Origin of the sequence: Pseudomonas fulva NBRC 16637 = DSM 17717, from assembly GCF_000730565.1 — a bacterium.
In the GTDB taxonomy this organism is placed as follows: domain Bacteria; phylum Pseudomonadota; class Gammaproteobacteria; order Pseudomonadales; family Pseudomonadaceae; genus Aquipseudomonas; species Aquipseudomonas fulva.
Map to the genome: position 1 here is coordinate 55,488 of NZ_BBIQ01000010.1, position 14,136 is coordinate 69,623.

Here is a 14,136-nt window from a genome sequence, read left to right on the forward strand (position 1 = left end):
AAAGGACATTCCCGTGACCGACAACAACAAATACCGTGACGTTGAAATCCGTGCCCCGCGTGGCAATACGCTCACTGCCAAAAGCTGGCTGACCGAAGCGCCACTGCGCATGTTGATGAACAACCTCGACCCGCAGGTCGCCGAGAACCCCAAGGAACTGGTGGTGTACGGTGGCATCGGCCGGGCCGCGCGCAACTGGGACTGCTACGACAAGATCGTCGAAACCCTGACCCGTCTGGAAGACGACGAAACCCTGCTGGTCCAGTCCGGCAAGCCGGTCGGCGTGTTCAAGACTCACAGCAACGCACCACGCGTGCTGATCGCCAACTCGAACTTGGTCCCTCACTGGGCCAGCTGGGAGCACTTCAACGAGCTGGACGCCAAAGGCCTGGCCATGTATGGCCAGATGACCGCTGGCAGCTGGATCTACATCGGCAGCCAGGGCATCGTCCAAGGCACTTACGAAACCTTCGTCGAGGCGGGTCGCCAGCACTACGGCGGCAGCCTCAAGGGCAAGTGGGTGCTGACCGCAGGTCTGGGTGGCATGGGTGGGGCCCAGCCATTGGCCGCGACCTTGGCCGGGGCTTGTTCGCTGAACATCGAGTGCCAGCAAAGCCGTATCGATTTCCGCCTGCAAACCCGCTACGTCGATGAGCAGGCCACTGACCTGGACGATGCCCTGGCGCGCATCGCCCGTTACACCGCCGAAGGCAAGGCCATTTCCATTGCCTTGCATGGCAATGCGGCCGACGTGTTGCCTGAGTTGGTCAGGCGCGGGGTGCGGCCAGACATGGTCACCGACCAGACTAGCGCGCATGACCCGCTCAATGGCTACCTGCCCGCCGGCTGGACGTGGGAGCAGTACCGCGACCGCGCCCAGACCGACCCGGTGGCCGTGGTCAAGGCTGCCAAGCAGTCGATGGCCGTGCATGTACAGGCCATGCTCGATTTTCAGCAGCAGGGCGTGCCCACCTTCGACTACGGCAACAACATTCGCCAGATGGCCAAGGAAGAAGGCGTGGCCAATGCGTTCGATTTCCCAGGTTTCGTGCCGGCTTACATCCGTCCACTGTTCTGCCGGGGCATCGGCCCCTTCCGCTGGGCAGCGTTGTCCGGCGAAGCCGAAGACATCTACAAGACCGATGCCAAGGTCAAGGAATTGATCCCCGACGACGCCCACCTGCACCGCTGGCTGGACATGGCCCGCGAGCGCATCAGCTTCCAAGGCTTGCCGGCCCGCATCTGTTGGGTAGGGCTGGGGCTGCGGGCCAAGCTGGGCCTGGCGTTCAACGAAATGGTGCGCAGTGGCGAGCTGTCGGCACCGATCGTGATCGGGCGCGACCATCTCGATTCGGGCTCGGTCGCCAGCCCCAACCGCGAAACCGAGGCCATGCGCGATGGCTCCGATGCGGTCTCCGACTGGCCATTGCTCAATGCCCTGCTCAATACCGCCAGTGGTGCCACCTGGGTGTCGCTGCACCATGGCGGCGGTGTCGGCATGGGCTTCTCCCAGCACTCGGGCATGGTCATCGTCTGTGACGGCAGCGACGAGGCGGCGGCTCGTATCGCTCGCGTGCTGGCCAATGACCCAGGCACCGGTGTCATGCGTCACGCCGATGCCGGTTACGCTATCGCCATTGAGTGCGCGCAAGCGCAGGGGCTGGACCTGCCGATGATCACCGGCTGATCACCTCCCTCTGCAACGCACCCCACAAGGGTGATACTCGACAACAAGAAGAGGCGGGCTGGCGCTGCCGGTCATGCCTCGCGAACTGGAGTAGCAACGTGACCGAACTTACCCTCAAGCCCGGCTGCCTGACCCTGGCGCAACTGCGCACTGTGCATGCAGGCCCTGTACGGCTTCAACTCGACGCCAGCGCCGGCCCGGCCATCGATGCCAGCGTGGCCTGCGTCGAGCAGATCATCGCGCAGGACCGTACCGCCTACGGCATCAACACCGGTTTCGGACTGCTGGCGTCGACCCGTATCGCCAGCCACGACCTGGAAAACCTGCAGCGTTCGCTGGTGCTGTCGCATGCCGCCGGGATCGGTGCGCCGCTCGATGACGCGCTGGTCCGATTGATCATGGTGCTGAAGATCAACAGCCTGAGCCGCGGCTTCTCCGGTATTCGCCGCAAGGTCATCGACGCGCTGATCGCGCTGGTCAACGCCGAGGTCTATCCCCACATCCCCCTCAAAGGCTCGGTCGGCGCCTCCGGTGACCTCGCGCCGCTGGCCCACATGTCCCTGGTACTGCTGGGCGAGGGCAAGGCGCGCTACAAGGGCCAGTGGCTTGCGGCTACCGAGGCCCTGGCCATCGCCGGTCTTGAGCCGTTGATCCTGGCCGCCAAAGAGGGGCTCGCCCTGCTCAATGGTACCCAGGCCTCCACAGCCTATGCCCTGCGCGGGCTGTTCCATGGCGAAGACCTGTTCGCCGCCGCGGTCACCTGCGGCGCGCTCAGCGTGGAAGCCGCCCTTGGTTCGCGCTCGCCCTTCGATGCCCGTATCCATGCAGTGCGCGGCCAGCGCGGACAGATCGACACCGCTGCCTGCTTCAGGGCCCTGCTGGGGGACACCAGCGAGGTATCGCTTTCGCACCAGAACTGCGACAAGGTCCAGGATCCTTACTCGCTGCGCTGCCAGCCACAAGTGATGGGCGCCTGCCTCACCCAACTGCGTCAGGCTGCCGAGGTACTCGGCGTCGAGGCCAACGCCGTGTCGGACAACCCTTTGGTGTTCGCCGCCGAAGGCGATGTGGTTTCCGGCGGTAACTTCCATGCCGAGCCGGTGGCGATGGCCGCCGACAACATCGCCCTGGCCATCGCCGAAATGGGCGCGTTGAGCGAGCGCCGCATCTCGCTGATGATGGACAAGCACATGTCCCAGTTGCCGCCCTTCCTGGTGGAGAACGGTGGGGTCAACTCGGGCTTCATGATCGCCCAGGTCACCGCCGCCGCACTGGCCAGCGAGAACAAGGCCCTGTCCCACCCGCACAGCGTCGACAGCCTGCCGACCTCCGCCAACCAGGAGGACCATGTCTCAATGGCCCCGGCTGCCGGCAAGCGCCTATGGGAAATGGCTGAAAATACCCGGGGCGTGCTGGCGATCGAGTGGTTGGGCGCCTGCCAGGGCCTGGACCTGCGCAAGGGGCTCAAGACCTCCGCCAGGCTCGAACAGGCGCGCCAGGCATTACGCCGTGAAGTGCCGCACTACGACCGCGACCGGTTCTTTGCACCGGACATCGAAAAGGCCGTGCACCTGCTGGCCGAAGGCAGTCTGACCGCGCTATTGCCAGCGGGCGTGCTACCAAGTCTGTAATGCGCTCGGGGGCCTTTGGTGGCGGCCCCCGTATCTCACGACCACAAAAACAATTCAAGGACGTGACATGCAACCTGCACAAGGTCTCAAGCGCGGGCTGACTGCCCGCCACATTCGTTTCATGGCCCTCGGCTCTGCCATCGGTACCGGCCTGTTCTACGGCTCGGCATCGGCCATCCAGATGGCCGGCCCGGCGGTATTGCTGGCCTATCTGATCGGCGGCGCTGCGGTATTCATGGTCATGCGGGCATTGGGCGAAATGGCCGTACACAACCCCGTGGCCGGCTCATTCGGTCACTACGCCAGCACCTACCTGGGCCCCATGGCCGGCTTTATCCTCGGCTGGACCTATGCGTTCGAGATGGTCATCGTCGCCATCGCCGATGTGACGGCGTTCGGCATCTACATGGGCTTCTGGTTCCCAGAGGTCGCCCGTTGGACATGGGTGCTGGGCATCGTCTTGGTCATCGGTGCGCTCAACCTGTGCAACGTCAAGGTATTCGGCGAACTGGAATTCTGGCTGTCCTTGCTCAAGGTGGGCGCGATCGTGGCCATGATCCTGGCGGGCCTTGGCATCATGGTCTTCGGCTTCAGCCAGGTGGGCAGCGGGCAGGCCGTGGGCGTGGGCAACCTGTTCGAGCATGGCGGTTTCATGCCTAACGGTGTCGCCGGGTTGATCGCCTCGTTTGCCGTGGTCATGTTCGCCTTTGGCGGCATCGAGATCATCGGGGTGACCGCAGGCGAGGCCAAGGATCCGCAACGGGTAATTCCCAAGGCGATCAACGCCGTGCCCCTGCGCATCCTGCTGTTCTATGTGCTCACCCTGTTCGTGCTGATGTGCCTGTACCCCTGGCCGCAGATTGGCAGCCAGGGCAGCCCCTTCGTGCAGATATTCAGCAATCTGGGGATCGGCTCTGCGGCTGCGGTGCTGAACGTGGTGGTGATCTCTGCGGCCGTTTCTGCCATCAACAGCGATATCTTCGGTGCGGGCCGCATGATGTATGGTCTGGCCCAGCAGGGGCATGCCCCCAAGGGCTTCAGCCGGCTGTCCAGGCATGGCGTGCCGTGGATGACGGTGGTGGTGATGGGGGCAGCACTGCTGGTTGGGGTACTGCTCAATTACCTGATCCCTGAAAACGTGTTTCTGCTGATCGCCTCGATCGCTACCTTCGCCACCGTCTGGGTCTGGCTGATGATCCTCATCACTCAGGTGGCGATGCGGCGGCGCATGAGCCGTGAGCAGATGGCCGAGCTCAAGTTCCCGGTACCGTTCTGGCCCTGGGGCCCGGCATTGGCCATCGCCTTCATGGTCTTCGTCTTCGGTGTGCTTGGCTATTTCCCGGACACCCAGGCGGCGTTGTTGGTCGGCATGGTCTGGCTGGTCTTTCTGGTGGCGTCCTACCTGTTGTGGTGCAAGCCGCGCACAGGGCAGGGCGCGTCGGTGGCCGAAGCCGCCGAGTTGCATCGCTAGCAAAGGAGAACCTGCATGAAAACCCTCTGGCAACACTGCCACGTGGCAACCATGGCCCAAGGCCGTTATTCGATCATCGAAGACGCCGCCATCGTGACCGGTGATGGGCGGATCCTGTGGATCGGCCCACGTGCCGACTGGCAAGTCGAAGGGACCGAGCAGACGGTGGACCTGGGCGGCACTTGGGTGACCCCCGGGCTGATCGATTGCCACACGCACGCGGTATTCGGCGGCAACCGCAGCGGCGAGTTCGAACAGCGGCTGCAAGGTGTGAGCTATGCCGAGATCGCCGCGCAGGGCGGGGGCATTGCCAGCACCGTGAGGGCCACCCGCGCTGCCAGTGAAGACATGCTGTTCGCCAGCGCCCGGCAGCGCGTCCGGGCGTTGATGCGCGACGGCGTGACCACCCTGGAGATCAAGTCCGGTTACGGCCTGGACTTGATCAACGAGCGCAAGATGCTGCGTGTAGCCCGGCGTCTGGGTGACGATCTGGGTATCACGGTTCGGGCCACGTGCCTGGCGGCTCACGCCTTGCCGCCGGAATACGCCGAACGCAGCGACGACTTCATTGCCCACATCTGTGATGACATGCTGCCGGCATTGGCAGCAGAAGGGCTGGTGGATGCGGTGGATGCCTTCTGCGAACACCTGGCCTTCTCACCCGTCCAGGTTGAACGCCTGTTCATCAAGGCACAGCAACTGGGTTTGCCGGTCAAGCTGCACGCTGAACAATTGTCTTCCTTGCACGGCTCCAGCTTGGCCGCCCGCTACCAGGCACTGTCGGCCGATCACCTGGAATTCATGACAGAAGAAGATGCCGTGGCCATGGCAACGGCTGGCACCGTGGCCGTCTTGCTGCCCGGCGCGTTCTACTTTCTGCGCGAGACCCAAGTTCCGCCGATGGAGGCCCTGCGTCGGCACGGCGTGAAAATCGCCCTGGCCAGCGACCTGAACCCGGGCACCTCACCGGGCCTGTCACTGCGGCTGATGCTGAACATGGGCTGCACCTTGTTCCGCATGACGCCGGAAGAGGCCCTCGCCGGTGTCACCACCCATGCGGCGCAAGCGCTGGGCATGGGAAGCAGCCATGGCACCCTTGAAGCGGGCAAGGCCGCCGACTTCGTTGCCTGGCAAATAGAACGCCCTGCCGACCTGGCCTACTGGCTTGGCGGCGACCTGCCCAAGCGCGTCGTGCGCGGCGGCCATGAACTGGATATCTGAGCGAGGCGAGATGGACAAGGTACTGAGCTTTCACCAGGGTCAATTGCCGCTGTTGATCAGCATTCCCCATGCGGGCCTGAAGCTGACCCCGGCAGTGGCCGATGGCCTGGTCGATCAGGCGCGCAGCTTGCCCGACACGGACTGGCACATTCCCCGTCTGTACGATTTCGCCCAGGCGCTGGGCGCCAGTGTACTGACGGCCGAGTATTCGCGCTTCGTCATCGACCTCAATCGCCCAGAGGACGACAAGCCGCTGTATGCCGGCGCCACCACGGGGCTTTATCCGGACACGCTCTTTGAAGGTGAACCTTTGTTCAAGGAGGGGCTGGCGCCAAGCCCGGCAGAGCGCAAGCACTACCTTGAGCACATCTGGCACCCTTATCACAGGGCAATCAGGCATGAGCTGGCACGTTTGCGTGAGACGTTCGGCTATGCCCTGCTCTGGGACGCCCATTCCATCCGCTCGCACATTCCTCGGTTGTTCGACGGCAAGCTACCGGACTTCAACCTCGGGACCTTCAATGATGCGAGTTGCGACCCCAGCCTGGCCCAGCGGCTGACGCACGTCTGCCAACAGGCGCACGGTTACGATCATGCGCTCAATGGGCGCTTCAAGGGCGGGCACATCACCCGTCATTACGGCAACCCAGCCGCGCATGTTCACGCCGTCCAGCTCGAGCTTGCGCAAAGCACCTACATGCTAGAGCGTGAGCCTTTTAGCTACCGTGAAGATTTGGCAGGCCCCACCCAGACGGTGCTCAAGCAGCTTCTGCAAGCACTGCTAGCCTGGGGCCAGGCGCATTATCGCAACTGAAGGCAATCGGCCAGGCAGCGCGGGGTATGCGCGCCGCCCGGTCAATCGTCAGCCTTTGGCGACCTCCTTGAGCGTGAGTTCGCGCAGCAGTGCCTGCTCCTCGAGTTCCCGATCCATCTGCAAGCCTTGTTGCAAGATCACCTCTTCCTGCAGCGGATGGCTGGTGTTGGCCAGTTCCAGTACCCGCTGGCGGTACCGGTTTTCAACCTCCTCGAACCGCTCGGCGTATTCACCGCGAAGGCGCTGGGTCCAGTCCTGGTTGGACAGCAGATAGTCGATGAACGCTTCGCTGTGTTCGCGCTTGCGCACGTGTTCGAGCACGCTCGAAAGCTCATCGGCCGCCAGGTTGGCAGCACTTCGGAAACGCATGCGGTCGGCGATGGGCAGCTCGAGTTCCTTGGCCAGTTCGCGGCGATAAGCCAGGCGCACCGAAACCAGATCCCCCGGTATCGAGCGGTGCTGGGCAAGGTGTTCGAGTTCCTCTACCCGGAACAGCTGCAACAGCCTTTGGCGCATCTGCTGCAGGCTATCTCCTGCATCGATCACGACACGTTGATGCATCAGGTACAACTCGATGTTGTTGAACGCCTGAAGCGCGCCGTCATGACAGGTTTGTGCGCCATTTTCGTCAGGCAGCGCCGCTACAGCGATGCTTTCCAGCAATGGCCGCTCGGTCGGGTTGCTGACCGCCGCGACCAGCATCAGTCGCACCCGTTCGCAAAACCTGCCCCGAGTAGCGGGCTCCACGTAAGGGGCTGCGTTTTGCAGACGGCCCACCAGGCGCAGCAAGTCACTGCCTGCAAGCGCATCCCAGCATACCTGCAGGGATTCATTTTGCAGTGCATTTCCCAACATCCACGATTCCATCCGTGGGGTATCGTCACCGGACACCGGAAAGTGCGGGTGGTCCAGAGAGCCATCACTGGAACCATCGGTGAGCAGGTCGTTGGGAATGTCCAAGGCGAAGGAGAAGCTGTGATGGCTGTCGGAAAACGTGCGGACCCGCTGGATGGTTTCGGCTGGCAGCGGGTTGTCCAACAGGGACACAGAAGAAATCGGAATGGTGCTATCCAGGTTCGACAGGACACGGTCCGGCAGTTCGGTGATGTTGTTCGAACTGAGGTCGAGCAACTCGAGCGGCAGCAACAGGTCGCACCAGTGCGGCCAGCCCTGCAGCTCCATGTTGCTCAGCACCAGGGACTGGAGATTCGCTGCAAGCTGTGCAGGAACACGATTGATGGTGCCCACCCGGTTGCCCGAAAGGTCCAGCGAAGTAAGGTGGTTCAGGCGGCCAAAAATCTCGAACATAGGCTCATCGATTTCCAAACCCATGTTGCGCAACTCCAGGTACTCCAGCTCCGGCAAGCGCAGCAAGGCGGTAGGCAGTGTCGATTGCGGCGCTTGATGACCGTCTATGGTCAGGCGCGTGATACCCGGAAACCGACTGAGCAGCTCATCAAGCTGCGCAGTCGTGCCTCGCAAGCGGGTCAAGGCCAGGGCGCGAACACGCTCGCCAAAGAAGGGGGGCAGGCGCCTCGGGAAGTGCTCGATCGACACGTCTTCCAGATGCAGCCTGAGGTATCGATGGCCCTGTTCCTGATATGTCCAGAAATCATTGATCGCCGTTTCAATGCGTTGACGCTCGGCCAGGGCGGTTTGTGTCAGGGGGTTGCTGGAACTCGATGCCTGCGCCCAGCCCTCCAGCGCTTCTCGTACCTGCGAGCGCTCGGTGCGCAGGCGCGTGATTCCCTCGATAAGCGACGGCGGCTGGTCCACGCGAATACCAGAATTGTCCAGCTGCTCGTTCATGAGCAAACGCTGCACGTGAATTTCGTTGATCGGGTTGCCTTCAAGGTTGATGACCGGCGGGAGTCGCAGTGATTCGGCTTCGTGCAGCAGGAACGATGGCAGCGTGAGCAGGTTATTGGCGCGCAGGGACAGCTCACCGATGCGGCTCAAGGCATCGCTGTCGATGCCCATCGGCCATTGCGACAGATGCATGCGGTCGAGCCCGAGGTAATCGAGTGTGAGCGCGTGGAAGCTCGGACGGTTGCCTTGTGCCAAGCGATTTCCGGAAAGGTCCAGATGACGCAGCTGCCGGGCACCGGTCAGCATGTGCAGGTCACTGGAGGACAAGGCAATGTTCTGGTTGGTCAGTACCAAGCGCTGCAGCTGTGGCAGGTTTTCCAGAATGGTGGGAATGCTGAATATGAATGCCGAGGGTGTTGCCCGTGGTGTGTAGGGCCGGTCAATTTCCAATGCCTGGAGTTGCGGCATCTGACGGAGCAGGCGTTGCAGCAAACGCTCGTTCTGCGCCCAGCTGGCCATCGCGCCTGAGGGCAGGTCATAGAGGGTCAGGCTGCGCACTCGCTGGTAGAAGAACTCGGGTAAGTTCAACGGAATATCGGCCAGAGAGATCAGCGCCAGGCGTAACACGGACGTGCTCCGGTCGCCTTCGTCCAACGCCGTGTCATACCAGAACTGCACGATAGCCTCGCGCAACGCATCGTAGTTGCGTGCTGCTGCATCGGTCGACGGCGAAATGGCCTCGCTCCAGTCATCGAGCCTGCTTTGCAGTTCGGTGCGCTGCTCGGCCAAACGTTGCAGGTGTTCGAAAATCTGCAGGCGCGTGCGGCCACTGCTGGCCAGCGTATTGATCACCTGATCGGCAGAGCGGCCGGTACGCTGCGCCAACTCCAATGCCTCGACCTCTGCAAGGAGCTGCGAATAAGAGACCGCATGGGCTTGCGGGCCACCGCCGCTCAGCGGATACCCCAGGCGGCCCTCGGCAAGGCGCATGGGTGACCGATAGCCGGGGCGCACCGGCCGCATGCCCAGGGCCCTGCGCAAGGCTGGGCGAGGCAGCAACGGACTTTCCTGCATCAGGTGCCGCAGGGCCGCAGCGTCAGCCGCGCCGAGTTGTGCCATGACGTCTGGCAGCGCCTCGTGAAGCGCGGTAAAGAGGTCCGGGTGTGCCGTTACCAACCTAGGTGACTCGGCTTGATCCTGGACGATGTACCCTGCAGGGGCATGGATGATGGTTACGCAGGGGTTACCTTGCTTGGGGCCGATTGCCTCGGCTTGAGTGGGCCAGAACCCACCTCGCAGGATTTGTAGCCTGGTACCGGTAGGCCATTGCCTGAGTGTCGGCAAGGTATGCAGCACGAGTCGATCGCTGTCCCAGCTCTGAGCCCCTACCAGAAACAGCCCCTCGTAAGCCCGCGCCAGACGGACCTGTTGCAGATAAACACGAATTTCCTCGCTCAGGCGTAACGGTACCCTACCGCTTGCCAGCAGGCCCCGTTCGTTGGCAGTCGCGCTGCGTACCAGCTCGTCGGCAATGGCGGCTGGAAGACCGGGGTATGCCCGCATGACCGGTTCGGCGTCGGGCAGCTGGGCCGATGCCATGCGCCTGTAGGCTCTGAAAAATTCGGTTGAGCGGTCTGCCGTGACGGGCAACTGGCTGATCGACTGGTCAAGCTTGAACCGCTGGAGGGTGTCTTGCAGCAACGCCGGCAATCGCTCGCTCTCCACCAGCGCCCTGCGCAAGGTATCTTCGTCCGTGTCACTGATCTGCAGCATCCGTTGCAGCGTCGGCTCATCGAAGTCAGCACTCAGGTGCCCCATTCGTTGCAACAAGGTCGAACCTGTCCAGGTAGCGGGGCGGTCGGTGACCTGTATCCACGCGCCAGCGCCGTTGTAGCGCAGCGGTGGCTGATAGCGATGCTCGCCCTGTGGGTGCTGCAGCCGGTATTGGCCAGTGTCGGCGTCTGACACGACCTGATACTGGCGACCCTGCAGCACCAGCCGTTGCTGACCCTCATGCAACAACAGGCCCTGCTCATCCGGTGCCAATGACTGTGGCAGTGGGTCCTGGATTTGATAGGGCGTCAGATCAGGTTTCCACAGGCTTACCTGCCCATCAGGCATGTCCACGTCTTCCAGCTCTTCGATGAATGACGGGGTCTCGACGGGAATGCGCGCATCACCCGATTCGTCGTCGGGTTCTTCGACGATGGGTTCGTCGCCCCCTGGGATTTGCGGCGCGCCTTTGAGCGCATGGCCGGCAGCTGTCAGCGCAGCCATGACCGCCACGTTCTCGACGACATCGATCAGGTAGTCGTAAGCTGTGTCGCGCTCGTCTGCCTCCCAGGCTTCGATCCCCTCATACACCTCATGGGCCAGCTGGACGATGCCCACCAAAAGCATGGCCTCCCCAAGGCCAGGCACGAAGAAGCCGGCGATGTTCAATGCCAGCAACGCGCGCCCGGCAATGAGCTCGCGGTGAGCCTGGGCCGTACGCCGGTCCACGATCTGGGTTGGGACAGCGTGGAAGAGCACGTCCTGTTCATGACGTTCCACCTTGCGAAAGGCCATGAGCCCCTGGAACGCGTGGGTGAAAGGCGTTTGAACGGGGTAGAGCCTGGCATGTGGATCGCGTACGGGCTCGTGCAGGCCGCGGGTACTCCAGCCCGGTGGTGTCAGACGCGCTTGCAGGCGCTGTCTAACCATCCCCTTGTCGCGCTCGGGCACATGCTTGTCCAGGTAGCCCATGTCAGCCTGGAGCCGATCCCGCAGTGCGTCATGCATGGCCTGCGTATCGGCGAACGCCTTGAGGGGTGTTTCCTCGTCGTCGGGGATATACAGCGCAATGCGGCTATCGGCACCCGATTGCCTCTCGATGACCACTACTCCCGTCAGTACGCAGCCCCAGAGTTGCAGCTCGCTGAACCTGAACCCCGATGCGAGAGGATCCAGCTTTTGATCGAGCGGTACTTCCAGCGCGGCGGTGTAGAACGTCTCGCTGATATCGCCCTTCAAGCGAGCGTAGTGCAGGGACTGTCGCCAAGCCGATTCCTCCGCCCGCCCCAGTGTTTGATACACCTCCAGGGCCACCTCGTCCGCACTGCGGTCAGCCGTTGCGGCCGGGTAGTAGATCGCGTGTATCAGGTCGTGATATTTCCCACCAATGTCCAACGTCCGACACAGGTCGGCGAAGGCTTCTGCCGGGATGTCCAGTGCATTGGTGATAGGCACGGTGCCCATGAAACGCCGGTGGTCGAGAATCACCGATTTTTTCAGGAGCCCATCGGGTGCATCCATGCCACCTTCAACGGCGGCGGACGCCTCGAAGTTATGCAGGGCTGCCTGAAGCAGTGAACGGGTCGCCCGCTCCACGGCCTGCCGCCCGTCCAGGGCGTCGTGCTCCTCGATCAGGCGCGCGTCCACCAGGTAGCTCTTGTCGACATCGACCTGTAGACCAAAGCGTTCGGCAATGGCTTCGGTCAACGCCTTTCTGGCATAGATCTCCAGCTCTGCAACCTGCTCGAACAGCGCCGCGACCTGCGCTTGGTGCTGACGGTGCTGTGCGTGTTCGATGCTCCAGGCACGCGCGACGGCCGGTTGCTCCGTGATCGCTGACGCCAGCCAGGCAGGTGCCTGCCGCCAATTGCGCATGGCCTGGTGCGTGTGGGTCGGGCTTTTTTTCAGCCACTGGGGGATGCGCTTGGCAATGGTGGAGTAATGGACACCTTGTGAGGGTAGGGTGTCGCTGGTGGGTGTTGGCATTTAGCAGTCCTCTGCACGATGAGGTGAAGGACTCTGTAGGGCCGGGGAAGGAGAAAGGAGGTAGATATATCTGCCCGGCAACTGTACCGGGCCAGGCATGGAGTTGATGTACAAGCATGCTCTGCGCTCAATTCAGGTTTATGATGGCTCACGGTCGAACAACCTTCACACGGAGTGCGCAATGCAGACCCTCTACCCGCAGATCAAACCCTACGCCCGGCACGATCTGGCCGTGGAAGCGCCACACGTGCTGTACGTCGATGAAAGCGGCTCACCCGAAGGTTTGCCAGTGGTCTTCATTCACGGCGGCCCGGGTGCAGGCTGCGACGCCCAGAGCCGGTGCTATTTCGATCCCACCCTGTACCGCATTATCACCTTCGACCAGCGCGGCTGTGGCCGCTCCACCCCCCATGCCAGCCTGGAAAACAACACCACCTGGCACCTGGTGGAGGACATGGAGCGCATCCGTGAACACCTGGGTATCGACAAGTGGGTACTGTTCGGCGGCTCATGGGGCTCCACGCTCGCGCTGGCCTATGCCCAGACTCACCCCGAACGCGTGCATGGTCTGATCCTGCGCGGCATCTTCCTGTGCAGGCCCCAGGAGATACAGTGGTTCTACCAGGAAGGTGCCAGCCGCCTGTTCCCCGACTACTGGCAGGACTACATTGCGCCCATCCCACCGGAGGAGCGCGGCGATATGGTCAGCGCGTTCCACAAGCGCCTGACCGGCTCCGACCAGATTGCCCAGATGCACGCGGCCAAAGCATGGTCCACTTGGGAGGGCCGCACGGCCACACTGCGGCCCAACCCCCTGGTAGTGGACCGGTTCTCCGAGCCGCAGCGGGCCTTGTCCATCGCCCGCATCGAATGCCACTACTTCATGAACAACGCCTTCCTGGAGCCGAACCAGCTGGTGCGCGACCTGCCCAGCATCGCCCACCTGCCGGCGGTGATCGTGCACGGGCGCTACGACGTGATCTGCCCACTGGACAACGCTTGGGAACTGCACCAGGCGTGGCCGAACAGTGAACTGAAGGTCATTCGCGATGCCGGGCATGCCGCATCCGAGCCGGGCATTACCGATGCTCTGGTGCGCGCAGCCGACCAGATGGCCAGGCGCCTGCTCGACTTGCCACTGGAAGAAGCATGAAGGGCCTGCTGCAACGGGTGCGCAACGCGCGGGTGGAAGTGCAGGGCCAGGTCATCGGCGCTGTCGAGCAAGGCCTGCTGGTGCTGGTGGCCGTGGAGCCGGACGACACCCGCGAGCATGCTGACAAGCTGCTGCACAAGCTGTTGAACTACCGCGTGTTCAGCGATGAGCAGGGCAAGATGAACCTGTCGTTGAAAGAAGTGGGGGGCGGGCTGCTGCTGGTCTCGCAGTTCACATTGGCGGCCGACACCCGCAACGGCATGCGCCCCAGCTTTTCCACGGCGGCGCCGCCGGCCTTGGGCGCCGAGCTGTTCGACTACCTGGTGACGCAAGCCAGAGACCGCCACGCCGACGTCGCTACCGGTCAGTTCGGTGCCGACATGCAGGTCCACCTGGTCAATGATGGCCCTGTAACATTGCTGTTACAAATTTAAGGTTAAAAAAAGCCGCTTTCTTGAATAAATAAGCGGTTCTATACCATAAATAGTTGTTGCAGCCTGATGCGTTGTCACGCGACCTGCTGGATAATCGCGCGCTGCATGAGGCCTGCGTTCGCAGGTCCGTTTCACTCTGACTCGAGCATTGTCCGTA

At 62.6% G+C, this 14,136-nt stretch carries 8 protein-coding genes; 7 read left to right on the forward strand and 1 reads right to left on the reverse strand.

Features of this window, described 5'->3' with window-relative positions; translation table 11 throughout:
* Positions 1 to 13: 13 nt before the first annotated feature.
* The 5 genes from hutU to hutG all read left to right on the forward strand — a co-directional run bounded on the left by hutU (position 14) and on the right by hutG (position 6,824).
* Positions 14 to 1,687: a urocanate hydratase gene (hutU, locus tag PFU01S_RS11850; protein WP_027914063.1), complete on the forward strand. Its 1,674-nt coding sequence runs from the start codon at positions 14 to 16 to the stop codon at positions 1,685 to 1,687.
* 98 nt (positions 1,688 to 1,785) lie between these two features.
* A complete protein-coding gene (gene hutH, locus PFU01S_RS11855; RefSeq protein WP_028687269.1) occupies positions 1,786 to 3,318 on the forward strand; it encodes a histidine ammonia-lyase in 1,533 nt (510 codons plus the stop codon).
* 67 nt (positions 3,319 to 3,385) lie between these two features.
* Positions 3,386 to 4,789 (forward strand): amino acid permease, encoded by a 1,404-nt coding sequence (locus tag PFU01S_RS11860; RefSeq protein WP_028687268.1) that lies wholly within the window; start codon positions 3,386 to 3,388, stop codon positions 4,787 to 4,789.
* A gap of 15 nt (positions 4,790 to 4,804) precedes the next feature.
* Complete coding sequence (hutI, locus tag PFU01S_RS11865) at positions 4,805 to 6,010, forward strand: imidazolonepropionase (protein ID WP_028687267.1); 1,206 nt, start codon at positions 4,805 to 4,807, stop codon at positions 6,008 to 6,010.
* A gap of 10 nt (positions 6,011 to 6,020) precedes the next feature.
* The gene (gene hutG / locus PFU01S_RS11870; protein WP_027914059.1) at positions 6,021 to 6,824 is read left to right on the forward strand and encodes an N-formylglutamate deformylase; all 804 of its coding nucleotides are present in this window, start codon (positions 6,021 to 6,023) and stop codon (positions 6,822 to 6,824) included.
* Positions 6,825 to 6,872: 48 nt separating this feature from the next.
* Here the strand turns inward: hutG and PFU01S_RS11875 are convergent, their stop codons facing one another.
* The gene (locus PFU01S_RS11875; protein ID WP_028687266.1) at positions 6,873 to 12,392 is read right to left on the reverse strand and encodes a dermonecrotic toxin domain-containing protein; all 5,520 of its coding nucleotides are present in this window, start codon (positions 12,390 to 12,392) and stop codon (positions 6,873 to 6,875) included.
* Between the two features lie 181 nt (positions 12,393 to 12,573).
* On the opposite strand from PFU01S_RS11875, the gene pip reads away from it, so the two are divergent.
* Both pip and dtd read left to right on the forward strand, forming a co-directional pair.
* On the forward strand, positions 12,574 to 13,545 hold the full coding sequence (pip, locus tag PFU01S_RS11880; protein WP_027914057.1) for a prolyl aminopeptidase: 972 nt from the start codon (positions 12,574 to 12,576) through the stop codon (positions 13,543 to 13,545).
* A complete protein-coding gene (gene dtd / locus PFU01S_RS11885; RefSeq protein WP_028687265.1) occupies positions 13,542 to 13,979 on the forward strand; it encodes a D-aminoacyl-tRNA deacylase in 438 nt (145 codons plus the stop codon). Before pip ends, dtd begins: the two co-directional genes overlap by 4 nt.
* Positions 13,980 to 14,136 lie beyond the last annotated feature (157 nt).

What these genes read in the sequence shown, in the direction of transcription:
- PFU01S_RS11860 (WP_028687268.1), top strand. Translation starts at nt 3,386, where the DNA reads ATGCAACCTGCACAAGGTCTCAAGCGCGGGCTGACTGCCCGCCACATT.
- hutI (WP_028687267.1), top strand. Translation starts at nt 4,805, where the DNA reads ATGAAAACCCTCTGGCAACACTGCCACGTGGCAACCATGGCCCAAGGC.
- hutG (WP_027914059.1), top strand. Translation starts at nt 6,021, where the DNA reads ATGGACAAGGTACTGAGCTTTCACCAGGGTCAATTGCCGCTGTTGATC.
- PFU01S_RS11875 (WP_028687266.1), bottom strand. Translation starts at nt 12,392, where the DNA reads ATGCCAACACCCACCAGCGACACCCTACCCTCACAAGGTGTCCATTAC.
- pip (WP_027914057.1), top strand. Translation starts at nt 12,574, where the DNA reads ATGCAGACCCTCTACCCGCAGATCAAACCCTACGCCCGGCACGATCTG.
- dtd (WP_028687265.1), top strand. Translation starts at nt 13,542, where the DNA reads ATGAAGGGCCTGCTGCAACGGGTGCGCAACGCGCGGGTGGAAGTGCAG.